This window comes from Paenibacillus sp. NPDC057967 (assembly GCF_042887015.1).
GTDB lineage: Bacteria > Bacillota > Bacilli > Paenibacillales > Paenibacillaceae > Pristimantibacillus.
Window position 1 is genome coordinate 57,997 of sequence record NZ_JBHVQB010000009.1, and the last position, 23,717, is coordinate 81,713.

General features: G+C 46.5%; 22 protein-coding genes and 2 pseudogenes. 10 read left to right on the forward strand and 14 right to left on the reverse strand.

Features of this window, described 5'->3' with window-relative positions:
- Nucleotides 1-331: 331 nt before the first annotated feature.
- Nucleotides 332-1,715 (forward strand): annotated as a pseudogene (gene ltrA, locus ACFVSO_RS22370) (group II intron reverse transcriptase/maturase).
- Nucleotides 1,716-1,908: 193 nt separating this feature from the next.
- On the opposite strand, the gene ACFVSO_RS22375 reads toward ltrA, so the two are convergent.
- The 6 genes and pseudogenes from ACFVSO_RS22375 to ACFVSO_RS22400 form a co-directional block, all read right to left on the reverse strand.
- The gene (locus ACFVSO_RS22375) at nucleotides 1,909-2,247 is read right to left on the reverse strand and encodes a hypothetical protein (protein ID WP_387477735.1); all 339 of its coding nucleotides are present in this window, start codon (nucleotides 2,245-2,247) and stop codon (nucleotides 1,909-1,911) included.
- 46 nt (nucleotides 2,248-2,293) lie between these two features.
- A complete protein-coding gene (locus ACFVSO_RS22380) occupies nucleotides 2,294-2,818 on the reverse strand; it encodes a hypothetical protein (protein ID WP_387477737.1) in 525 nt (174 codons plus the stop codon).
- 104 nt (nucleotides 2,819-2,922) lie between these two features.
- Nucleotides 2,923-3,912, reverse strand: a complete 990-nt coding sequence (locus tag ACFVSO_RS22385) for a hypothetical protein (protein ID WP_387477739.1) — start codon at nucleotides 3,910-3,912, stop codon at nucleotides 2,923-2,925.
- A 702-nt stretch (nucleotides 3,913-4,614) separates the two neighbouring features.
- Entirely contained in the window at nucleotides 4,615-5,499 is an 885-nt protein-coding gene (locus tag ACFVSO_RS22390; RefSeq protein WP_387477742.1) for an IS3 family transposase, read from the reverse strand.
- A 122-nt stretch (nucleotides 5,500-5,621) separates the two neighbouring features.
- Nucleotides 5,622-5,762, reverse strand: a pseudogene (locus ACFVSO_RS22395) (helix-turn-helix domain-containing protein); the annotation flags it as partial.
- A 226-nt stretch (nucleotides 5,763-5,988) separates the two neighbouring features.
- Nucleotides 5,989-7,020: an NAD(P)/FAD-dependent oxidoreductase gene (locus tag ACFVSO_RS22400; protein ID WP_387477745.1), complete on the reverse strand. Its 1,032-nt coding sequence runs from the start codon at nucleotides 7,018-7,020 to the stop codon at nucleotides 5,989-5,991.
- Between the two features lie 370 nt (nucleotides 7,021-7,390).
- Here ACFVSO_RS22400 and ACFVSO_RS22405 point away from each other — a divergent pair, with 370 nt between their 5' ends.
- Complete coding sequence (locus tag ACFVSO_RS22405) at nucleotides 7,391-7,579, forward strand: hypothetical protein (RefSeq protein ID WP_387477748.1); 189 nt, start codon at nucleotides 7,391-7,393, stop codon at nucleotides 7,577-7,579.
- Between the two features lie 139 nt (nucleotides 7,580-7,718).
- Here ACFVSO_RS22405 and ACFVSO_RS22410 read toward each other — a convergent pair whose 3' ends face one another.
- Nucleotides 7,719-9,473, reverse strand: coding sequence for a methyl-accepting chemotaxis protein (locus ACFVSO_RS22410; protein ID WP_387477751.1), 1,755 nt, complete (start codon nucleotides 9,471-9,473; stop codon nucleotides 7,719-7,721).
- Nucleotides 9,474-9,752: 279 nt separating this feature from the next.
- Between ACFVSO_RS22410 and nirB the strand changes: the two genes are divergently transcribed.
- Together nirB and nirD are read left to right on the forward strand one after the other, a co-directional pair.
- Nucleotides 9,753-12,194 carry a nitrite reductase large subunit NirB gene (gene nirB, locus ACFVSO_RS22415; RefSeq protein ID WP_387477754.1) on the forward strand — a complete coding sequence of 814 codons (2,442 nt, stop codon included), beginning with the start codon at nucleotides 9,753-9,755 and terminating at the stop codon, nucleotides 12,192-12,194.
- Nucleotides 12,195-12,208: 14 nt separating this feature from the next.
- Nucleotides 12,209-12,565 carry a nitrite reductase small subunit NirD gene (gene nirD, locus ACFVSO_RS22420; protein ID WP_387477756.1) on the forward strand — a complete coding sequence of 119 codons (357 nt, stop codon included), beginning with the start codon at nucleotides 12,209-12,211 and terminating at the stop codon, nucleotides 12,563-12,565.
- Between the two features lie 66 nt (nucleotides 12,566-12,631).
- On the opposite strand, the gene ACFVSO_RS22425 is transcribed toward nirD, so the two are convergent.
- From ACFVSO_RS22425 to ACFVSO_RS22440, 4 genes are all read right to left on the reverse strand, one after another.
- A complete protein-coding gene (locus ACFVSO_RS22425; RefSeq protein ID WP_387477758.1) occupies nucleotides 12,632-13,279 on the reverse strand; it encodes a PepSY domain-containing protein in 648 nt (215 codons plus the stop codon).
- 100 nt (nucleotides 13,280-13,379) lie between these two features.
- Nucleotides 13,380-13,985 carry a PepSY domain-containing protein gene (locus ACFVSO_RS22430; protein ID WP_387477760.1) on the reverse strand — a complete coding sequence of 202 codons (606 nt, stop codon included), beginning with the start codon at nucleotides 13,983-13,985 and terminating at the stop codon, nucleotides 13,380-13,382.
- Nucleotides 13,986-14,048: 63 nt separating this feature from the next.
- Nucleotides 14,049-15,425 (reverse strand): HAMP domain-containing sensor histidine kinase, encoded by a 1,377-nt coding sequence (locus tag ACFVSO_RS22435; RefSeq protein WP_387477762.1) that lies wholly within the window; start codon nucleotides 15,423-15,425, stop codon nucleotides 14,049-14,051.
- Nucleotides 15,422-16,117 (reverse strand): response regulator transcription factor, encoded by a 696-nt coding sequence (locus tag ACFVSO_RS22440; protein WP_387477765.1) that lies wholly within the window; start codon nucleotides 16,115-16,117, stop codon nucleotides 15,422-15,424. The genes ACFVSO_RS22435 and ACFVSO_RS22440 overlap by 4 nt, the downstream gene beginning before the upstream one ends.
- A gap of 366 nt (nucleotides 16,118-16,483) precedes the next feature.
- On the opposite strand from ACFVSO_RS22440, the gene ACFVSO_RS22445 reads away from it, so the two are divergent.
- Nucleotides 16,484-16,849, forward strand: a complete 366-nt coding sequence (locus ACFVSO_RS22445; RefSeq protein ID WP_387477768.1) for a hypothetical protein — start codon at nucleotides 16,484-16,486, stop codon at nucleotides 16,847-16,849.
- A gap of 86 nt (nucleotides 16,850-16,935) precedes the next feature.
- Here ACFVSO_RS22445 and rbsK read toward each other — a convergent pair whose 3' ends face one another.
- The 3 genes from rbsK to ACFVSO_RS22460 all read right to left on the reverse strand — a co-directional run bounded on the left by rbsK (nucleotide 16,936) and on the right by ACFVSO_RS22460 (nucleotide 20,104).
- Nucleotides 16,936-17,865 carry a ribokinase gene (rbsK, locus tag ACFVSO_RS22450; protein ID WP_387477770.1) on the reverse strand — a complete coding sequence of 310 codons (930 nt, stop codon included), beginning with the start codon at nucleotides 17,863-17,865 and terminating at the stop codon, nucleotides 16,936-16,938.
- A gap of 104 nt (nucleotides 17,866-17,969) precedes the next feature.
- The gene (locus ACFVSO_RS22455) at nucleotides 17,970-18,899 is read right to left on the reverse strand and encodes a nucleoside hydrolase (protein ID WP_387477772.1); all 930 of its coding nucleotides are present in this window, start codon (nucleotides 18,897-18,899) and stop codon (nucleotides 17,970-17,972) included.
- Nucleotides 18,900-18,922: 23 nt separating this feature from the next.
- Nucleotides 18,923-20,104 carry a NupC/NupG family nucleoside CNT transporter gene (locus tag ACFVSO_RS22460; RefSeq protein ID WP_387477774.1) on the reverse strand — a complete coding sequence of 394 codons (1,182 nt, stop codon included), beginning with the start codon at nucleotides 20,102-20,104 and terminating at the stop codon, nucleotides 18,923-18,925.
- Nucleotides 20,105-20,430: 326 nt separating this feature from the next.
- Between ACFVSO_RS22460 and ACFVSO_RS22465 the strand changes: the two genes are divergently transcribed.
- The 5 genes from ACFVSO_RS22465 (at nucleotide 20,431) to ACFVSO_RS22485 (ending at nucleotide 23,457) form a co-directional block, all read left to right on the forward strand.
- Complete coding sequence (locus ACFVSO_RS22465; RefSeq protein WP_387477776.1) at nucleotides 20,431-21,525, forward strand: carbohydrate kinase; 1,095 nt, start codon at nucleotides 20,431-20,433, stop codon at nucleotides 21,523-21,525.
- A 358-nt stretch (nucleotides 21,526-21,883) separates the two neighbouring features.
- Nucleotides 21,884-22,069 (forward strand): hypothetical protein, encoded by a 186-nt coding sequence (locus ACFVSO_RS22470; RefSeq protein WP_387477778.1) that lies wholly within the window; start codon nucleotides 21,884-21,886, stop codon nucleotides 22,067-22,069.
- Between the two features lie 30 nt (nucleotides 22,070-22,099).
- Entirely contained in the window at nucleotides 22,100-22,780 is a 681-nt protein-coding gene (locus tag ACFVSO_RS22475; RefSeq protein ID WP_387477780.1) for a hypothetical protein, read from the forward strand.
- A gap of 179 nt (nucleotides 22,781-22,959) precedes the next feature.
- Nucleotides 22,960-23,160: a cold-shock protein gene (locus ACFVSO_RS22480; RefSeq protein WP_116047398.1), complete on the forward strand. Its 201-nt coding sequence runs from the start codon at nucleotides 22,960-22,962 to the stop codon at nucleotides 23,158-23,160.
- An 84-nt stretch (nucleotides 23,161-23,244) separates the two neighbouring features.
- A complete protein-coding gene (locus ACFVSO_RS22485; protein ID WP_387477783.1) occupies nucleotides 23,245-23,457 on the forward strand; it encodes a cold-shock protein in 213 nt (70 codons plus the stop codon).
- Nucleotides 23,458-23,717: the final 260 nt, after the last annotated feature.

Sequence of the window (23,717 nt, forward strand, 5' to 3'; positions counted from 1 at the left end):
CAAGGGTGTCCACCGTGAGGTGGAATCTGAAGGAAGCTGGAGGCAAATGCACGAGCCAAGGTACACGAATTGGATTTGAGGCAAGGATAGCCGGATGAGTCACCAACACATGACGAAATCCGAAGTCGCCAAGGGCTATTCTTGTAAACTCGAATGGTTGCGGGCAGAAAGATGACGTTCTTATCTGGGGAGGCCTGTGGAATACGCGAAATTATTTCGTAACCGCGGCTGAGAGGCTGCGCTGAATCCGCAGGAGTCAGCAGAAGCCATAGTACGGGAGTACGGGACGCCGGAAACCGGAAGGGCTGAACCGAAAGGAGAGAGGAAACCGATGCGTTCGCATGAAGAGCAAAGACAGCAGAAAATCTCGCAAGAGAGCTCGCGGCAAAGAGAAGCGGTGAAGCCATCAGGGTATGCCGGAGCGCCGAGTTCTTCGTCGGCACAAGTCGTACCTTCCTCTCGCGAAGCCAATAACGATTTGTTGGAGCGAATGCTCGGAGGAGATAACCTACGGCTCGCTTACAAGCGAGTGATCCAGAACGGAGGAGCACCTGGCGTGGACAGTGTAACGGTAGCGCATCTACAAGCTTACCTGAAAACACACTGGGAAACGGTGAAAACCGAACTTCTCGCGGGAATGTACAGACCCATGCCTGTCAAACGGGTGGAAATCCCCAAACCCGGAGGCGGCGTGCGGCTGCTCGGCATCCCGACCGTGATGGACCGCTTTCTCCAACAAGCCCTTTTACAAGTGATGAACCCGATCTTTGATGCAGACTTCTCGAGGTACAGCTATGGCTTTCGCTCCGGGAAGCGAGCGCATGACGCGGTGAAGCAAGCCCAGCGCTACATTCAGGAAGGCTTTCGATGGGTGGTAGATATGGACCTGGCGAAGTTCTTTGACCGAGTAAACCACGACATGCTTATGGCAAGGGTAGCACGGAAGGTGACGGACAAGCGTGTCTTGAAGCTCATCCGTGCATATCTCAACGCAGGGGTCATGGCGAATGGTAGGTTCGAGCAAACAGGAGAAGGTACGCCGCAAGGCGGACCGCTAAGCCCGCTCTTAGCGAACATGTTGCTGGACGACTTGGACAAAGAGCTACGCTTCGTCCGCTATGCGGACGACTGCAACATCTTTGAGGCGAGCAAACGTGCAGGGCAGCGCGTCATGGAGTCGGTCACACGCTTCGTGGAAGGAAGGCTAAAACTGAAAGTGAATCGAGAAAAGAGCGCAGTAGACCGGCCTTGGAACCGAAAGTTCCTTGGATTCAGCTTCCTGAGAGACAAGAAAGCGACGATTCGATTAGCTCCACAAACCATTTCGCGATTCAAAGAGAAGGTGCGAGAGCTAACGAACCGAACGCGGTCGATGTCTATGGAAAACCGGATTGCACAGCTTAACCGATACCTCATAGGTTGGATTGGCTATTTCCGGCTAGCCTCGGCAAAGGTACATTGCGAGACCTTCGACCAGTGGATTCGCCGTAGGCTACGCATGTGTTTATGGAAGCAGTGGAAACGGGTACGTGCTCGAATTCGCGAGCTCCGAGCACTCGGTGTCCCGGAATGGGCTTGCTTTGTCATGGCTAATGCCAGACGAGGAGCATGCAGCATGGGAAATGTCTCGGAACACAAACAATGCCCTTCCAACTTCCTACTGGGAAGCGAAAGGGCAGAGAGGTTTGCTTTCTCGTTATTTAGAGCTTCGTTAACCTTTTGGAACCGCCGTATGCGGACCCGCATGTACGGTGGTGTGAGAGGACGGTGACTAGGCGCCTCCTCCTACTCGATTTCAATACATGATAGGGTCTTTTATGAATAACCGTGTGGCCCGATACAGAGACTGTTAGCAAACCCTGTGGAAAGAGTCGCCGGGACATTGAAGCTTTTACGGTCTAATCGATGTTAACAGCTACATTCATCCCACGTGATATAACGGCTGCTGTCTATTCTGATCGGCAAAAGCAAATAGTCCAAACTTGCTTGTAGCGCAGTCATAAGATCGAGTACATTAGCTTTTGGAGTGGATATATCAACGACATCGACACTGTGACCGGCTAATTTATTCTCAATCGCTTTTTCCAATGAAGAGCGATATTCATCCTGGTACTCAGATGGGTTAAAAGGTTGATCAATTAACATTTGTGCGATCTGAAGTTCCTTCTTATCTACAATAACATGCTCAGGCGAATTAGGAACATTCAGAACGGCGCGGATCTCATCAGGAGAGTGCATTGTCTCCATACATAAGCAGTTTTCTCTATTTCAAAAAATTAACTCGTCATCATACTCAGTTATTGTTTTTATAAATGAGCTCGCCACTGTCAGAATACCCTTGAATCTCAATTGGTGTATCAATTCTTTCTAACGTGTAGAACAGGCGGTAATTATCATAATTAAATATTTTTATACTTTGTCCACTAATGTTGTTTATAGCTAAAGATTCGATTTGATCATTTAGAATTATCCCAGTCATAAAAGAAAATTCATCAGGCTTGTAGTATTGAGACCAAAGTATATCGCTTCCTTCGTTACCTACTATAACTTCATTAATACTTGAAATTACTCCTGATGTAACTAATTTTCTTCCTTTTAAAATGAAATAATTTATATCTCCTAGAGTATTTTTTACGTAATAAACCCTCATTGAATGATCTAATTCTTCCATATGACGATTGGACAGATGTAGTTCTTCATCATTAACAGTATTTTCTTTAATTAAACGAATATCGCTTGGTAAAAAAAAGTAATAAACAATAAAAACTATAAATAACAGTAGGATACCGCCTGATATATACAACAACAGTTTTCTCAAGACAGAACCACCCCATAATCAAGATGAAATTGTATGTCGTTATCATATTATCTTATTTGATGAAGAGGGAACGGGCGAGAAATGATCTCTCCCGTTCCTTATTTCTAGAATGTAAATGCCTTTGATTGGCCTTTATCCCAACGATTACTGTTGGTTGACCATCCAAATCCTGCTGGGTAGGAAATCGAGTTAATTGTTGTTGATGCCCACGTATGTCCAAAAGATGCACTAAAACTAGCGTTTCCGGAAGGTTTTCCACCAACAAAATCAAAGAAATACCATCCTAATTGCCTCCAGTTATTATAATCCGCCCAGTCAGTCATCCATATAGGCCAGTTTTGATAACCTTTATCTTGATACTTCCAAGCATAGCCTCTAGCATCAGGATAAGTTGATGCCGTTGAAGTCCAATCGGTGTATTGAGTGTGATCCGCGTGGTGTATTGTTTGAAAATTAGGATTATATATATTAATATTATAATGAAGAGAATACACAGAATATCCATCGTAACCACCAAAATCTCTCCATCCCGTCATGTATGGATCAGTTTCTCTGTCTTTCTTCCAATTGGTAGATGTGAAATTTCCAGCTGTATGAGCAAGATACTTACTTTGAGTAGAGTCCCAAAAAATTTGAATTTCAGTAATAGCATAATCAGCTGCGGAAGAGAGAGCACTCACATTTCCACTTTCTTTTGCAGTTTGAATTTTTTCCAGTCCTACTGGTAATTTCTCTTTAAGCTCCTCAACCCTTAAAGCTGCAACTTCGATTTTTTTATCTATCTCGACTAAAGAAGCTCTAGGACCAACGTTTTCACTTTGAGCTTCTTTGAGTTTATCTAGTTCTGCTTTAGCCATTTCGACATTCAAAAAATACTCCTTAAGAATAATAGTACGCTCATCTAATTTTTTTTGTTCTTCTGAAGTTAATGTAGCATCAGAATTGGATGATGGTACGTTGTTGTTAAGACTTGTTTGAGCACTTACTACAGGTACTGCTAACAAGATTGCGAAGAGCACTAGAAGACTAGAAATCATTTTTTTCTTCACTTTACTGCACCTCTTTTTTTTTTTTTTTTTGACTTGTTTTTCCACTTATCCTCCTCTCCCGTTATTCATGTCAATTTCCCATCCCTCAATATATAAACACCTAGAGGAGTCACTTTGTCGCACATCATTGTGGGAATTTTAAAAATAATTTCCAATTATGATATTTCTCGCAATTGTATCTTGCGTCGGACGTCAGACAGAAACCTCAATAATCAGCTTCTATAATGTTGAGAGTGAGAAAAGTGGCCGTGAAGATGCAGCAAGCGAGAACATATATAACACATTAGCTGTAACTCACGTCAATGCATATATGCGACTGAAAAACAAAACAAACGCCTGATAACCACAATAGCTGGAGCAGATTGGTCGGCAACTGTGGGATTATCTGAAGCGTTGTAGTATTATAAGGATAAGGATGTTTGATCTACGCGAGCAGTTGCGAGGCGGTATTGATACAGACGATGAAGTATCAAATATCATGTTCTCGATTACCAACGAACTACAATCAACATACCAGCAAAATGTTAGTGTAGACTTCATAGATGATACACTGACAGATGTCATTGAGGAATACGATCAAACGCTTCGAAAACTTAAAGACTGACTGATGACATCCATTTCTCTGAATAAATGCAGTGCAATCGGGGATTTTCTGTATATAGTGGGAAGCGAGACCCCTCGCCTCCAATAACAAAAACCCGACCGGATCTGGTCAAGACCCCATTTAGTGGACATTTAGAAAAAGCCCTATCCCATAAGCTGTTTCCGGTATTGTGTCGGAGACAGCTTATTTAATTTTCTCTGCGGGCGATGGTTGTTGTAAAAATGAATATAATCATCAATTCTGCTTTGTGCTTCCTCGATCGATCGGATATCATAAGGATAGAGTGCTTCCGTCTTCAAATGGGAGAAGAAGCTCTCCATTGAGGCATTGTCGTAACAATTGCCTCGGCGAGACATGCTGATTTGGGCGCCAACCTTTGGCAGCATGTCGTGGTAGTCGTAGGACGTGTACTGGGATCCCTGATCGCTGTGAACGATTAACCCAGCCACGTCCTTTTCCTTTTTAAACGCTTTGGAAAACGTTTGGAGTACAAGTTCCTTATCATTACGTAAGCTCATGTTGTAGGCGACAATCTCATTTTGACACAAGTCTTTAATCGTAGAGAGGTACAACCAGGTATCTTTCACGCGGTATTGGGTGACGTCTGTGACCCATTTCTGATTGGGTGCATGTGCTTCAAAATGGCGATCCAGCACATTTCTCACAACCCGATCTCCTAAACTCCATGCGCGATGATGACGGAATTTGCGGCGTATTTTTGCTTGCAGTCCCATTTCCTGCATGAGGCGCAGGATCTTCTTGTGGTTCATCCATACCTGATGAGCTTGATACATAAACAGTTGAATTTGCCTGTAGCCATAAATGCCTTTATAGCGTTCATAGGTAGCACGAATGACCTCTTTGGATGGTTTGTCATTATCTACTGTTTTTCGTTTAAGATAGGCATAGAATCCGCTCTTAGAGAGTCCGACTTCTTTGCAAAGCTCTGTAACGGTGAAATGCTCTCTGAGCTCTTCAACGAGCCTACACTTCTCTGGTACACCTCCGCCTTCGTAATGGCCAACCACTTTTTTAGGACGGCATTCGCCATTTCGAGCCGTTTCACATAACGGTTCTCATCGACATATTCTTTACGCTTTCCTCGGGTGTCTGTTAATCCGAACTCACCCATCTGTTTGTAGCGACGCATCCAGACCTTTACTCGTCCCACATCAACGATCCCCAGTTCCTCTGCAATTTTCTCTGCTGTCATCCCTTGTAGACGCATCTCAATTGCTTTCCTCTTCGTTTCCATGCTGTACGTTAGAAATTTTTGTCCCTTCTTCGCCATAACGAAAAGCACCCCCTATAGCTTCATCGGTTTAAACACTAGGGTGTTTTTCCAATGTCCACTATAAAGGGTGCACTTCAAAGTCCTAGGGGATTTTCTGTATATAATGGAGGGCGACACCCCTCGCCTCCGCGAAGAAAGCCCAGACCGCATAAGGTCTGGGCTTTCTTGTGGCTGAAAAATGACAGACGAATAGTTGACATGAGATTTTAGTATGATTCAACTACTAGTTATTGACGAACTGCTTGTTCAATTCATCAAAACGGACGTTCTCGGTAGAGATTCGGGCCATTTTCGCCGCTTGCGGATCCATGTATTGTTTGGCGCTGTTGACGGCAAGCACAACATCGTTGAATGCTCCGGTAATCAACTTCACTTTCCCTCCGTAGCTTACAAAATCTCCAGCGGCAAATATACCGGGCATTTGCGATTCCATTTTATCGGTGACGGTAAGAATGTCCTTTCCGATACCTAGCCCCCAATCTCTGAGCTTGCCATATTCATAAGTAGCGCCGTGGCTGACGATAAGCACATCTATGTCCAACTGCTCGCGCAGTCCTGTTTCTACGTGACAGATCGTGACCTTATCAATTGCCTGGCCGTCTTCACTATGAAGCTTCTCTATTTGATAGTGAGTGCGAGCGGCAGCAGAAGCTTTCATTCGTGAAATGCTGCGTTCAAGTCCCTTGAACTTATCCGTCCGGTTGACAACTGTCACGCTGGCGGCAATCGGCTCCAATTCATTGGCCCAATCTACAGCCGAATCGCCTCCGCCGGAGATCAAGACTCTTTTCTCCCGGAATTCCTCGAGGTTTTTTACGGTGTAATACAAGTTTGAGCGTTCATAACGCTCCGCCCCTTCGATTTCCAGCTTCCTCACTTTTCGCAGGCCGCCGTATCCAATCGCCATAATAACCGTCTTGGTCCAGTGCCGGTCGCCGGCAGTGGAGGTCAGCATAAAGGTGCCGTCATCGAGGCGCTCTAGTCCTTCAATTTCCTGACTCAATGCAATCGCCGGGTCAAATGTGCGGGCCTGACGAACCAGTTGATCAGTCAACTCCCTGCCCGTAAGAGCGGGTATTCCTCCAACATCCCACACCATCTTATCCAGAAAAAATAACATCGTGCCCCCCAGCTCACTCTGGGCGTCGATTATTTTTGTCTTCATTTCGCGCATTCCGCTGTAAAAAGCGCCATATAACCCCGCAGGGCCGCCGCCAATAAAAGTTACATCATAAAGTTCCAGGTTCTCCGTCATTAGGTACTCACCTCATTATAATAATCGATCTTGAATTTGCGGCTTCTAAGATTGCATCAGCGTAGTAGTGTATGTATTGACTTCGACAATAATAATCATTATCAATAAATTATGAGGATAATCATAACTGCCGGCTGGATGCCCTACACTTATTAAACAAATGTATATATTTAGTATGATAAGTTATTTCCCAATTGTCAATACACGAATTCTTTCGATTAAATAATCGCTATCGGCTATATGTCAATCTTCATCTGCGCTGTAATCCCAAAGGAAAGTAAACTGGACAGAGTTCCGCTAATTGTCTATATTTAATTGAGAATAATTATCACTTTCTTTTAGTTTAGGATCGGTCTCTGGAGGTTTTGTTATGAATCCTATCTTTTATCAATTGCATCAAGCGCAAATAGCAGCCGACGGAGGGATGTTAGGTCCGATTCGATTGGCTGTCGACTCTCTCGCAATTCCTAGTTTCAACGGGTCACATGAAATCAATGAGGAAGCCGGGCTCCATGCCGGCTTCCTCTACTATTCCGGTTTCTCGGTGGTAGCATGGTAGAAGTTAGCTTCGCCATCGCAGGAAGCGATCATGCGTGGATTTTGGAGAATTGCTGTTTGCAAACCCACGCTTCGCCCCCGCCAAATGTAAAATCCACAACCGCGTAAGGGTGTGGATTTTTGCCTTTATTACGAGATGACTATAGCTTGAATTTCGATACCGCTTCTTCCAGGCCGGTTGTCCTGGTCTCGAGCTGCTTGCTCGTATCGGCTATACGTTTCGTAGCTTTTAGCTGATTGGCTGACATCGATTGGACGGCGACCGCGTTTTCCGCAGCTGTTATGGAGATTTGCGAGATTTGCTCAACCGATGCGGCGATTTCCTCAGAGCCGGCGGATATCTCTTGGGCAGCGGCTGAAATATCCTGAATTTGTTCGTTCACGATCAAAAACCGATCAGCGGTATGGTTGAACAGCAATTCCACTTGGTTGAACAGCTTTGTGCTTTTCGCCATTTCATCGCTTTCTTTCAGCATCCACGATCCGATCTGCGAGGATTCCTGCTGGATTTGCTGCAACAGCGAGGTAATATGCGCTGCGGAGACCGAGGAGGATTCCGCTAGCTTGCGCACTTCACCGGCAACGACAGCAAAGCCTGAGCCATGCTCGCCTGCTCGCGCAGCTTCAATAGAAGCATTAAGCGCAAGCAGCTTGGTGAGATCGGCAATGCTGGAAATCGAATGAAGAACAGGCTCAATTTCCACCATGTAAGTATTCAGCACTTGTACGGAGGTTGTTGTCTGGTTGACAACTTGAGACATTAAAGCAACTTGCTCCTTCAATCCGTTGATGGAGCTGCGTCCGTCTTCGACCGTTTCCAATGCTTCACCGGAAGCGTTGGATACATCGGCGGAGGCTTCGGACACTCGCTGGATGGCAACAATAATTTCCTCCATGGATTTTGCACTCTCTTCGGCTGCTATACGTTGATGCTGCGCTCCGTCCGCCAGTTCTGTAATGGAATGCTCGAGCTGCTGATTCAAGGAGACCAGTTGGTTTACCTCCAAGCTGAATCGCTCGGTAGAATGGACGAGATCATCTGTCGTTACAGCAATATTGCCAAGGACATCGCCGAGGGTGGCTCCCAGCCGCTCCAGCATTTTGTTCATTGCGGAATGCGCCTGTCCGATTTCATCGCTGGACTTCACACTTGTGCTGAGCAGAATCGCCTTCGCTTCCGCGAGATCGCCTTGAGCAATGGCTTCTGCACCGCCTACGATAAGACGCAGCGGTCGCAGAGCTCTGAACATGAACCACGCAATCAGAACAAAAATCAGCAAGGTTAAACATCCCATCAAAATAAATAACGGGTTGCTGTTTTTCATGATCTCCCGATGAATCGTGGCTGCAACGGACACATTGGTATCGATGCCTAACACTCCGATCATCGTTCCGTCCGTATCGTGAAGAGGCGCATATGAAGATATATAATCTCCGTACACGAGGTTGCGGATCACGTCGCTCTTCGACGATTCCCCGTTCAGCAACGCGCTAATAGATGATTCGGGCACGTCGGTGATTTCCCCAATTGGTGAGGCGGAATCCGATTCCTTAGGTTGTCCGTCAATAAGCAGGATAGGCTGTCTTTTGTCGTCAATCGTAAACGTATATACATACTGTGCGCCTATCTGGGAGCGGAATTGATCCATCTCTTCGCGGATGCTCCAATACAAATCGTTTTCTTGCGGATCATTCAAAAATTGTTTGTAGGCATCCAAGTCGAATCGTTGCGCGTATGCTTCGGCTATGTGAATACTGAAGCTGCCGATCGTTTCGTTGCTAGCCTTCTTAATGTTGTGGATTTGCATGTAGATGAGAGTGGCTGACAAAATGATGAGCAGCGCCAGAATACTGATGGATAATTTTACAGCCAGACGATTCTTAAGTTTTAACATGAAGCCGTTCCTCTCCCTTGGTCCTGGTGTGATGAATGTCAATGAATAAAATATCCCAATCTCATAAGTTGTTCGACAATTTTTTCTCTTATCCTGCCATATCCTTCGTTATTTTAGGGATGAGCTTTATCTAGCGGGGGCTTGTAGGGAATAGAGCTTGAGATGGCTATATTGAAGCTTGAGAAGTTATGTTTTTATTCTAGTGTGACAATCTTCACATCCATGTCTTCGTCCGTCCGTTAATATGACGTTAGAGTCCCATAGTGGAGGCGAATGAACGTGACGAATCGCGAAAAAAAGAAAAAACTAGTTCTCATCGGGAACGGAATGGCCGGCATTGGCACGTTAGAACAAATACTAAAGCTAACAAGAGCATTTGATATTACGGTCTACGGGTCAGAACCTTATCCCAACTATAACCGCATTCAATTGTCCTATGTACTAGAAGGCAGTAAATCGGTAAACGACATCATTATGAACGATCTCAGCTGGTATGAAGAAAACGGAATCACGCTGCATACAGGCAAGAAAATTGTTCGAATCGATTCTGTTGCCAAACGCGTGTACACGGATGCAGGAGAGTGGGCCGAGTATGAGGTTTTAATATTGGCTACCGGTTCCTTACCGTTCGTACTGCCCGTTCCGGGTGCGGATAAGGAAGGAGTCATCGGTTTCAGAGATATTGCCGACTGCCACACCATGATCGATGCGTCGAAGCTATTCAAGAGAGCAACCGTAATCGGCGGCGGTTTACTTGGCCTGGAAGCGGCCAAGGGGCTGGTGCAGCTCGGAATGGATACGACGGTCGTTCATTTGTTCGATACTTTGATGGAGCGTCAGTTGGATCCCGCATCGTCTGCCATGCTCAAGACGGAGCTGGAACGGCAAGGGATCAAGTTCGCGATGGGCAAGAAAACGGTAGAACTAACAGGTGATTCCCGGGTTACCGGTCTTAAGTTCGAGGGCGGCACCGAGCTGGCGGCCGATTTGGTGGTGATGGCGGCCGGCATCGTACCGAACACTGAACTGGCGAGGGCTAGCGGTATCGAGGTTGCGCGCGGCATCAAAGTGGACGATTACATGCAAACCAGCATCCCGGATGTTTATGCGGTCGGGGAATGCTGCGAGCATCGCGGCGTCTGTTACGGTCTTGTGGCCCCGTTGTATGAGCAGGGAACGATACTTGCGAAAAAGTTGGCTGAGGCTGAAACGGCTCCATATATAGGCTCTTCAGTCTCGACAAAGCTGAAGATTTCAGGTGTGGACGTCTTTTCGGCAGGTGTATATGCAGAGACGGAGACACATCGCGTTTTACGCATTCACGACGACTGGAAAGGCATCTATAAAAAGGTGCTGCTCGAAGGCAATAAAATCGTTGGTGCCGTTCTTTACGGCGATGTGAACGACTCCGCCATTCTAACCCGCTGCATCCGGGAAGGCAAGGAGATGACGGATGACCTATACAAGCAACTGTTCGGCGGTGGAGAATGCTGCGGAGGGACAGCGAAAGCTTCAGCCGTTGAAACGATGGCGGACGAAGAAATCGTATGTGGCTGCAACGGTGTGACGAAAGGGGTTATCGTTCGAGGGATCCGGGAAGAAGGCTGGGATTCGGTGGAACAGATCAAAGTATGTACCGGAGCGACCCGATCTTGCGGAGGCTGCAGGCCGCTAGTAGAACAATTGTTGCAATACGCTCTTGGAGATGGATACGACAAGTCGGCCGCCAAGAAGCCCGGCATCTGCGGATGCACACCGCTTACACGCGACGAAATTGTTGCATCTATTCGAGAGAAGCATTTGACGCATGTCCGTGAAGTCATGATCGTCTTGGGATGGAATGAACCGGAAGGCTGTTCGAAGTGCCGTCCCGCGCTGAACTATTACCTTGGCATGATTTGGCCAGAAGAACATGAAGACGAGAAGGATTCGCGTTTCGTGAATGAGCGTCTGCATGGCAATATCCAGAAGGACGGCACGTTCAGCGTCATTCCGCGAATGTATGGCGGCGTGACTTCGCCTGACGAACTGCGAAAGATCGCCAACGTGGCGGACAAATACGATGTGAAAATGGTGAAGGTGACGGGTGGACAGCGCTTGGACCTGCTTGGCGTAAAGAAAGAGGATTTGCCTGCTATCTGGGCTGATCTTGGCATGCCCTCTGGATACGGCTACGCCAAATCGCTTCGTACCGTCAAAACCTGTGTGGGATCTCAATTTTGCCGCTTCGGAACCCAAGATTCGATCGGCCTCGGAATCGAACTCGAACATCGTTATGAACGCCTATGGATGCCAGCAAAATTCAAAATGGCCGTAAACGGGTGTCCGCGGAACTGTGCCGAGTCGGGGACGAAAGACATTGGGATCGTAGGCAACGACGGAGGCTGGGAGATCTTCGTAGGAGGTAACGGTGGTATCAAATTAAGAGCTGCGGATCCTTTTTGCAAGGTAAAATCGGATGAGGAACTAGTCGATATTTGCGACGCGTTCATTCAATACTATCGCGAAAACGCTAATTATGCAGAACGCACTTCAGATTTTGTGGAACGTATCGGCCTGTACAACGTGCGGAGAGCAGTTGTAGAAGATCGGATCGGACGGGTAAGCCTGATTGGCCGGTTGAGCCAAGCGCTTGAAGACTTGCGCGATCCTTGGCAGGAAGTGCTCGAGAATGAAGAGCTCCGCCAAAAGCTTTATCATCCGATTCAACCACAGTTATAAGAGGAGGAGATACCATGCTTGGAACCGACAAGGCGACATTCGCTCCCATAGGTCCGATTGAAGACTTTCCAGTCGGCTTGGGTCAGGAAGTGCAAATGGGCAATGGTCAGATTGCCGTATTTCGAACGACGGACGGGAATCTTTACGCGCTTGAGAATCGAACGCCGCATTCCAAAGGCGGGACTCTGGCTGAAGCGATCGTGAGCGGACATTATATTTATTGTCCGCTCCGGGACCTCAAAATCTCTCTCGAAACTGGACTTGTCCAAGCGCCAGACACGGGCCAAGTTCTGAAATTCGACATCCGATCGGTGGATGGCATCGTCGAAATCGCGCTAAATGGTACTCCTGAATGCACGGTTACTGAATGAAGGGGATTATCCCGAACAGCCCAGTCCTCATATGGACTGGGCTGTTCTATGCCTAAATTCACTCATTTACTTCCGATCACGACTGTCATCCTCGTAGTAGTCATCATCGTCATCAAAGTCGTCATCGTCATCGTCATCATGATCGTCATCATCATAGCGGTCATAATCAATTGAAAGGACTTTGCCAGTCGCCGCATGAAGCTCTACTTCGGCTGTGCCTTCGCTTGTTCTAAGCTTCACTTCATACTTCTGAATGCCGTCATCCCGTTCTTTCTCCACTTTAATCACTTCGCCCTTAACCGCTTGTTGGGCCAGCTCGATTGCCCGTTCTTTTGTGATCACTTTTGCGCCAGCAGCAGTATTCTTTGCACTTCCGCTCGCATTTGCATTCGCTTCCGGCTTCGCAGTTACGGACGGCTTCTTGCGATCGTCATCACGATCATCATGGACAGCCAGCACTTTTCCTGAAGTGGCATCGATGTATACATCCGTATCCTCGCGGCTGTCTTTCTTTTGCACTTCAACCTCATAATAGGCCTTGCCATTCTTATGCTCCAAATCAAGCTCAGTAACGGTACCAGGCACTTCTTTCAGCGCTGCTTTTGCAGCTTTATCCTTCCCAATGTAAGGTACGGCTCCCGATGCGAAGGCAGCGCTGGTGCCTCCAATGACTGCAAAAGCGACGATGGCCACAATTAATCCTTTTTTCTTCATTCTTATCATCCTTTCGTAATGGCTTGCTCATCTCACACTTATTACTTTACACATGCTTTCTAAGAGTGAAATTACAGCCACATTAGAATTTGATGATAAACTAATCCGAATCGTCCTCATCATCGTCGTCATCCCATGTTACCGATTGGACCTTGCCGGAACCGGCGTGCAATTGCACGGTTGCTTCACGTCCGTCTTGTGTCTCAAGCTCTACAAAGTAATACCATTTGCCGCCTTCTTGCTCCAGCTCTACTTCTTTCAGCGTGCCGCTAACTTTCTCCAGCGCAATGTTGATGGCGTCGGCTTCTTCTAGCAATACGGACGGATTTGGCGATTTCTCCGGCGGCGGTGACTGGCTTGGCTTGGCCGTCTCCGATGGCACCGGTGTCTCCGCAGGCTTGCCGGGAGTCTCCGTGAACTGCTCAATCTGGCGGATAGCTTCAATAGCGGCAGTGGCTCTGTCTATCGTCAGCTCATATAGGCCTTTGTCTGACCGCAATTGCACAACATAGGCATGCCCCTCTACGGTTGTATGAACGATATTGCCATCATACTGCTCGAGTATTGTTTTCTCTGCTTCCTCTTGGGACAACAGCTTATCGCCGCTTGATCGCGAATTCGCAAAAAGGAGTATACCCCCTAATATAATCAACGCGAGTGCAAGGAGCGCAATCACCGTTCTTACGGTCCGTTTTCCCATCATCATCCCTCACTTCCGCATCTGCCTTACCTACAATAACCGCTGTTCATTACAATTTCATGAGAATCGTTACTCTTGCTGGGGCAGGGGCAAAAGAAGGGTAGCCGTCGTCCCTTTGCCTTCTTCACTGGTCAGCACAATGTCCGCTCCGATCGCCCGGCTGATTTCTTGGGCCAGGGACAAGCCCAGGCCCGTTCCGCCCTCGGAATCCTGATCTCTGCTGCGCGACGGGTCCACCCGATAAAATCGTTCGAACACATGCGGCAATTCTGCGGCTGGAATGCCGATCCCGCGGTCTTTTATCCGAATGAGGCTATGGGGGCTGTCTCGTTCAAGCTCAATATCAATTCGATCCTTACTATATTTCCTGGCATTATCGAGCAAAATAAACAGGAGCTGCTTCAACTGATCGGCATTCGTATAAGCATATACCGGTTCAGCAGAGGCTTGAACGTCAATGTCTCTTTTGTATGCGCGCCGAAATCCGGCGGCTGCTTGTTCAACCTCCGGCAGCAATTCGATCACACTTCGTTCATGCTCCTGATGACGGTTCGGGGTGGCAAGCAACAGCAGCTGCTCGGTCATTCCTTTCATTCGCACCGCTTCCGACCGGATGGCTTCGACGGATTCTTCGAATAACTCCGGCCTATCCAGCCCCCTTCGCTGCAGCAGACGGGCATAGCTTTCGATAATGGTCAGCGGCGTCTTCAGTTCATGAGAAGCATTCGATACGAATTGCTCTTGCTTGTGAAAGCTGTTCTCCAGCAAACCGATCATTTCATTGAATGTCTCGCCCATTTGCGCAAGCTCATCCTTGGACTTCACATGCTGCTCTAGACGAACGAATTTGCCGCTACGGGCAATCTCCTTCATCGTTCGGGTCATGGCGCCAATCGGACGCATAATTAACCGGCTTAGCAAGCCGCTGGATAGAAGAACAATAATAATAACAGCTATGGATACAACAAGGAGCACCAGCCGCAGCATAGCAAGTAACGAAGTCAACTCAGCCATGCTTTTCGTTATTTGTACATTTGCAACCGCGCCGTCTGCAGCAATAATGGGGATGGAGGCGTAACCGTAGTCCCTCTGGCCAATCTGGACCTTCTCTACGATTCGCTGAGGAGAATAAGCTGATGGTTGCTTGCTTAGCGCCGTTTCGGATGAAGAAGTCACGAGCAATCCGGCTCCGCCGCTAGGCATTTCTTGCGCAAGTCTGATCATGCCCGACACTGGTACATAAGCCCGAAGAAGCTCCTCTGTCGCGAGCGGGTTATTAGAAGCTCGGATGGCTTCCGCCGCTTGTTCCGTTTCGGCCGCTAAGGCATGCAGCTCCTGCTTAATCGTTAGCGAATAAAAAACAAAGTAAACCGTTATATTGGCCGCCAGAAGCAGTGAGGCGAACAGGACAGAGGAGTATAAATGAATTTTGCTGCTCAGCTTCATGGCGTTTCCTTCAGGACATAGCCGATTCCTCTGACGGTATGAATAAGCTCTTTCCCGTAGCCCTCGTCTACTTTTTTGCGGACATACCGGATATAGACATCCACGACGTTCGTATTCCCGGCGTAATCATATCCCCACACTTCAGCTAAAATCTGATCGCGGTTCAGCACAAGCCGCTTATTGCGAAGCAAATACGCAAGCAGATCAAATTCCCGTTGCGTAAGGTCCAGCTCTTTTCCGCCTCGCATGACTTCCCTCGATTGTAAATTAACCTTTAAATCGTCAGCCGTCAGCCACTCTTCGGGAGGCGACTGCTGTTCCGTACGCGCAGCCAGACGCAAAGCGGTGCGAATGCGCGCGAACAGCTCTTCGATTTCGAAGGGCTTCGTGATGTAATCGTTTGCTCCAAGATCGAGGCCGGATACCTTGTCTTCGACTGCGCTCTTGGCCGTCAGCAGCAGGACAGGCGTGTCGGCATCAGCGGAGCGAATGCGCCGCAACAGCTCGATCCCGCTAATGCCGGGAAGCATAACGTCCAGCAAGATCAGATCAATGCCCCCTTCGAGGAATGCCGTCCAGCCCGCTGTTCCGTCCAATGCTACTCGAACCTGGTAGCCTTCGCTTTCCAGCTCGATTTGCAGCAGCCTTGCAATTTTTCGCTCATCCTCTACCACTAACAGGGTCTCTGCCATGATTGCTCCTCCTATACGGAACATCGTTATCCGTCATCATCATTTATTATTGAAACACATTCGTTTGGTTAAACGTAATTCGACTACCCCATGTGGTTGTGAATTCTTATAGTTGTGGGTTGCCGACTGTCCTTAGTTCTTTTATCATAAACAACACCATGATACTAATACAACAACGGGTATGAAACGATTATCTCAACCGCTCTGTCAAACCATTATTCTCAACTGCAACTACAGCAGAAGCATTAGAAAAACATCCCATTTGAAAAAACTTTGTTATAATAAATGAAGTAAGTCCCTTGAAGGGCAAGGCCCATACGCTTTTTGTGCAATATAAATTACGTGTCTATAGGCTGGTGAAGCTGAGTGAGTGAAAAGTTCTGGCTAGTCGTGCAGTACCCTCTGAAAAGTGCCAAAGGCAGCGAGCGTGACCATTGGTTAAAAGATAAAGTCATGGAATATTTGGAGGCCTCTCTGGCGGATGCTGAGTTAGGCTCTGTCGATGGCTTCGATATGGGGAAGTGCATGTCCGACCCGAAAAAGTATGTGCTTAATCTATTTTGTATCGTGACGGAAGAAGAGCGGAGCATAGCCTTAATCAAAAGAGTGTTAAGAGAGAGCAGGCTTGATTATACGCGGATAAAAATAGCTGCGTTGCCATACGGAATAGAAGATGGAACTTATACGTTGAAATATGCCTCTAAAAAGGGCGTTACTGATTTTTCGCTATGAGAAGCCCAGCAGCTAATATAGCTGCTGGGCTTTTTATTAACAATGAAGAAGCTGCTTCCTCATACTATCTGTACCATCATTTATCGTCATGCATATACGGCTGTCCAGTCGAACGTCTCCACTTTTTCAAGCGAGGGCATACCGGCTTGGGCGCCGAATTTGGTGACCGCTAGAGCGGAAGCCTTGGTTGCAAAGCGAACGGCGCTATCCAGGTTACCTCCTGCGGCTAATGCGTAAGCCAATCCGCCATTGAAGCAATCCCCTGCTCCGGTCGTATCGATGACGGGAACCCGGTATGCCGGGATGGCCGTTATCTGCATATCCGGGTTCATATAGCCCGAACCTTGCGAACCTAATGTAGTGATAATATGACGTGGACCCATTTCCAACAAACGTTTCGTTGCTTCTTTCCACTGCTCCCCCGATGTATCCATTCCTGTTAACAAGCCGAGCTCCGAACGATTCGGGGTGATGTAGTCCGTGTTCTTCAATAGCTCTTCCGGCAAGTCCCTGGCTGGGCCTGGATTTAAAATAACCGTTCGGCCATGTTGCTTGGCGACTTCTGCCGCGGCAATTACTGTCTTCAGAGGGATCTCTAATTGCAGAAGCACCACATCGGCTTTTGCAAGGAGAGCTTCATGCTGGTACACGTCTGCTGGGAGACAGTAGGCATTCGCACCTGGGACGACCACAATCTGATTATCTCCTTGCGCGAGAAGTATTGTGGCAATGCCAGTCGAAATGCCTTCCGCCGTTTTGATCCCGACAACGTCGACTCCGCTTTTCTCCAGAGAATTCCGAAGCTCTGCTCCAAAGCTGTCACTGCCCACCGCACCGATCATTGTGGTGCGAGCGCCAAGCCTGGCAGCGGCCACGGCTTGATTGGCGCCTTTCCCGCCTGGAATGAAATGGACGCCATTTCCCATAAGCGTCTCTCCCATAAGCGGGGCACGCTCCGCCTCAACTGCGATATCCATATTTAAACTGCCAACAACAACTATGTTAGGTCTTTTCATGGTTTCAACTCCTACAGATTCAGCGTGCTTACAAGGAGCCACTGTGGGCAGATCCGTGTAAGCACGCTCTTGAATTGCTCTATCTATTTTCTTGATGATTAGATTTAATAGGTTTTAAGTGCGTCAATCATTAGTTTCCAGAAACCGTCTACATCAAGCTCCAGGCCAAACTTCGCATTCACTTCTCTGCCCGTAACCCCATGCAGATCAACTAATGTTGTTCCTGCTGTGTATTCACCTTTTGTTTCCACGACAATATTCACATCTTTCATTTTGAACAATTCTGGTGCAACAAGATAGGCTACAGTCAATACATCGTGTACCGGCGCTCCGTCAAAATCGAACATTTCCTTGTATGTGGAGGCGAAAAATACTAATAGCTCGCCGACGATTTTAGCAACACGGTTATCGATTCCATTGACTTCTTCAATCACTTCTTTGGTTGCTAGAGCTTGATGCGTAATATCCAGACCCATCACTACAGTTGGAATACCGCTTTCAAAAACTTTTCTTGCGGCCTCTGGATCAGCCCAAATGTTAAATTCAGCTGTTGGTGTCCAGTTGCCGAAAGTACCGCCGCCCATAAGGACAATCTCTTCAATATTGCTTTTAATTTCCGGAGCTTTCGTTAAAGCTAAGGCAATATTGGTTAATGGTCCTGTCGGAAGCAGGGTTACAGGCTCTGCGGACTCTTTCACAAGTCTGATAATGGTGTCGACGCCATGTTCCTCGCTCCAGCTGCGGGAAGGTTCAGGCAGCTCAGGACCGTCCAAGCCGGAATCTCCATGAATGCCGGGCGCCGTTTCGCGTAACCGAACCATTGGCTCGCTTGCCCCTTTCGAGACAATGACCTTATTTAATGAAATCAAATCACAAACCTTCAGCGCATTTTGAGTTGTCTTATCGATTTCTGCATTTCCGGAAACCGTTGTAATGGCTAATATCTCCAACTGCGGCTGAGCAGCAGCTAAAATAATTGCAATGGCGTCATCATGTCCGGGGTCACAATCCAAAATAATTTTTCTTGATGTCATTATCTTTCACCTCTAAGTTTTATTTACATGACTAGACCTATCATGGTGCCTGAAATAACAGAAGCCAACGTTGAGCCCAGCAGCAATTTAAGAGCAAACTTCGCAACATGATCTCCTTGCTTGTCGCTAATCGCTTTGATGGAGCCGGAAATAATGCCGAGCGTTCCGAAGTTAGCGAAGCTAACCAGATAGACAGATACAATAGCAACCGTCCTGGATGAGAATTCACCTGTCATATTGCCAAAACTCAACATCGCTACAAATTCATTCGTAATCAGCTTGGTCGCCATAATGCCGCCAGCTTGTACCGCTTCTGACCATGGAACACCCATCAGGAAAGCGATTGGCGCGAAGATATAACCAATAACCGTATCGAATGAGATGTGCAATGTGCTTTGGAAAATCACATTCACCATTTCCATTAGGGAGATAAATCCTAGCAGCATGGCGCCAACAATAATGGCGATTTTAAAACCATCCGTGACGCTCTCTCCGACCATTCGGAAGAAAGGAAGCCGTTCTTTTTCCTCAACTTCAACCAAGTCCTCATTCTCATCCAGATCATAGGGGTTAATAATATTGGCCACGATAAGAGCGCTGAAAATATTCAAGACAACAGCCGTTACAACAAATTTAGGCTCCAGCATATTGGCGTATGCGCCAACCATCGCCATGCTTATTGCGCTCATTGCGGATGTACAAATGGTATAGAGTCTTTCTTTGGACAGAAGCGGGATTTGCTTGAGAATGGTCAAGAAGACTTCCGGCTGTCCAAGCGCAGATGTAGATATGGCAAAATAGCTTTCAAGTCTGCCCATACCGGTAATTTTGCTAAGGAACAGGCCTAAATATTTGATGATGAAAGGCAAAACCTTGATGTAATTCAGAATTCCGATTAGTACAGACATGAAAACAAGCGGCATTAACACGCCAAGGAAAAACGGAGTTTGACCCTCATTTGCCATGCCTCCAAATACAAATTGGATGCCGGCATTGGCAATGCTCATCAGCTTTTCAAAAAGCAAGCCCACTTTTGTAATCGCAGTGATTCCTATGCTCGTGTTCATCATGAAGTACACCAAAAGGATTTGTACGGCTAACATGATCAGAACACGTTTGTATTTTATTTTTTTGCGATTGTTGCTTACTAAGAAACCAATAATAAAAACAAGAAGAAGGCCAGTTAGCAAGAAAATAAAATTCATGTATATCTCCTCCATGTTAATGCCAATGTCTCATGCAAGATTGACTTGTCCTCACCATAACTAACAGCCAATTTACACCCCCTAAATTCGAACAAACAAAAGTTTATATTGAAAACATATGTTTAGTATACGCTTTCATGTTGAGATGTCAATATGCAAAATTTGATCAGGTTCATGAATATGCCTGACAAGCCATACATCATGCTAAATTTCGCATGCCACAGCTGCATGAATTTATTCTGGAGGTAGATTTAGTTGTATAATAAAGATAGGGAACATACACGAGGTTGGTACTTAAGGATGACAAGTAGAAATGGGGTTGCTTCGTGGATAAAGAACAGCAAATTTTGGACTATATAAGAATGAATCCTTTTATATCACAGCAAGAGTTATCCGCTAAGGTTGGTTTATCCCGTCCGACGGTTGCCAATTATATTGCCAGCTTGACCAGACGCGGTGAAATTAAAGGACGGGCCTATATTTTACGGGAGGAATCGTCAATTGTTTGTATCGGAGGGGCTAACATTGACAAGATTGCGCGCTCGAATCAGACGGTCAGTTTTTCTTCCTCCAATCCGGTCAAAATCAACGAATCTTGCGGCGGAGCGGCACGCAACGTTGTAGAAAATTTAAGCCGGCTCCGCTGTAATACGTCCATTATGACCTGTGTTGGAGACGACAAAGAGGGCAACTGGATCCTGAATGAAATCAAAAGCCAAGGTGTTGATGTCAGCCAAGTTTGGGTGATGCCGACTGAGCGAACGGGGATTTTCATCACTCTACTGGACCCAACGGGAGAGAGTGTAGTCTCGATGGATGATATGCACATATACGAAAAAATGACCGTATCCATGTTCGAGGAGAAATGGTCCCATATTATTTCCGCTCAAGCTGTTTTTTTGGATACGAATATTCCCAAGGACTGTATAAGCTATATCATCAAACGCTGTGCCGATGAACATATTCCTTTGTACATAGACCCTGCATCTGTAGCCAAGACACATAAGCTTCCTTATCGGCTTGACGGAGTAGAGCTGCTGCTCCCGAACCGGGTTGAAGCAGAGGTGCTTGCCGACATGAAGATCGACTCCATCGAGGATTGTGGAATCGCATGTGAAAAGATTAGAGCGCGCGGCGTTAAAAATGTGATTATCACACTGGGCGATCAGGGGGCCTATTATTCCTCTTCGGAGGAATCAGGGCACTTGCCTTCTTTTCTAACGGATATTGTAGATATCACAGGGGTTGGCGACGCTTTTGCTTCTTGTGCCATGTATGGCATTATGAACAATGAATCGCTGTATAGCGCATGCCAGCTGGGACTTGCCGGCGCGGCTCTGACTCTTCAAACGGAAGATTCCATTAGCACTTTATTAAGGCCCGAAAAAATGTATGAAGTTGTACAGGAGTATTCACGATAAAGGTTTGCTCGCTATCACCATAAAACCCAGCCGTATATGGCCGGGTTTTTTGTGTGGATTTATGTATATGCACACCCTCAAATTCCCTCATTCCAACCGATATGCCCACAAGTACCCTTTTGACTCCAGCAGGAGCGCATCCGGCTGTTCTATGGGCTCGATTGGCTTCCTGTATGAATTTGGACGGGGTGACAAAGGATTCGGTTATAAAATTCCATTTGCCAGCTAATGATACGAACGGAGAATCAGCCAGCTCGCGTAGGTTCAGCACGCCGTCTACAGCTTGTATCTTCACCCTATAGCTACTATCATACGTGAAAGAACTCTCGAAAAACTACCATTTCGGTTTGAGAGATTTTTGAGTGAGGTTTCGATACGAATCGGCAAGGTTGTGCTTCCGGAAGTGATTATGGATAAGCGGGAGCAGGCTGCCCAACTATTTGTCCAGTTGCCGCTTGAGGCACTTGTTAAGCACATTGTGGCAGACTATAAGCCGTCGGAGCACAAGCAACAGCTGATTCAAGGCTTCAAGCATATTAAGTGACGGGTTCACACTCCTATAGCCAAAGAGATCATGATGAGTCTGGAATCGGATCAATCCGTTAAAAATGGGAAGTTCACGCTCCGATCGCCCATTATCTGGTATGATAATAACAGCTCTACGAAAAATTGGCATATGCTTTATGAAGTCGGGATTACAGGAGGGCTTATGGTACAAGAGGGCTTTAGCAAGTTTTTCTGGGGATTTTTATTTATCATGTTTGACTTCAGAATTCAGGGAATTGATATTATGCCGGATATTATTGGGTATATCCTGTTCACGATGGGTTTTCTAGCGTTCGCGGCACATAGTGATCATTTTACCAAGGGGAAGACGTACAATATGATTATGGTCGTTCTTTCCGTATTTTCGATTTATGAGCGACCTAATCAGGGCGAGAGTTTCTATTTTAATCCGTTAGGCATCATCGTGGGGCTTGTTTCAATTATTCTGCTTCTATTAATCGTTTACCATTTGCTTATGGGGATCAAAGACATGGCAACAAGGCAGAATCAACCTGGCATTACGGAAGAAGCAAATAAGAAATGGACTTATTTTTTAATTTATCAAATCGCCAGCCTGTTCTTATTTGTCCTGATCATCATTCCTCCATTATTTATTGTGGCGGTTATTGCAATGTTTGTGGTAACCATTTTATTAATGGCAACCTTAATGATGTTCATGCGGAGTTGCGGAGAGCAGCTGCGCACATAACGTGAAGAAGTGAGTTGTAAGTCAGTGGTGGATGTGTTATGATTAGTATATTGGAATTTCGACCTGAGAGCACATATTGTAGAGGGTTATGATTTTAATGTGTAACCTTGTACGATGTGTGATTTTTTTTTCAAAATTTTAATGACATTTCAAAATGGAAAATATGGAGGTAATAAGTCATGGAACAAGGTACAGTAAAATGGTTTAACGCAGAAAAAGGATTTGGCTTCATCGAGGTTGAAGGCGGCAACGACGTATTCGTTCACTTCAGCGCAATCACTGGTGACGGCTTCAAATCGCTGGACGAAGGCCAACGCGTTGAATTTAACGTGGTACAAGGCAATCGTGGCCCACAAGCCGAAAACGTTGTAAAACTGTAGAATTACAAAATAATTACAGTGCCCCAGACCTAGTGATGGGGCTTTTTTTTCGTCAATGATACCAGGATAAAAGGGGGATGCGGCTTGTATTATTCACGGAAAAGACCAATGGATGATCTTCCAGTGGAATTAACAGCTATTTGGTCATGCACCAATAAAGAGTGCAACGGATGGACGAGGGATAACTTTGTTTTTAAGGCACAACCGGTGTGTGTTCAATGCAATTCTCTTATGGAGAAAGGCGAGAAAATGCTTGCGATCTTGGAGAACACGAGTTTTAATCAGTCTAAGCAGTGACAGCATCCGTACAATTCGATGTGGTGTTGTCCTCAGACAGAGTTGAAATCTGATCGTCTTCTTCACCATGAAAAGCCCGACCTCACGCGGTCGGGCTTTTCATTTGTTTTAAAAACGGAACATGAATGGGGATGCGATGAATATCGTATCCCTTTTTTCGCATTTGTACTACTTTGGTAGGACTCTTTATTATTCCGAACTCCTTATAATATGGCCTGTGGCGTAAGCCAAAGCAGCATTACTTAATCGGTAAGAGCGTT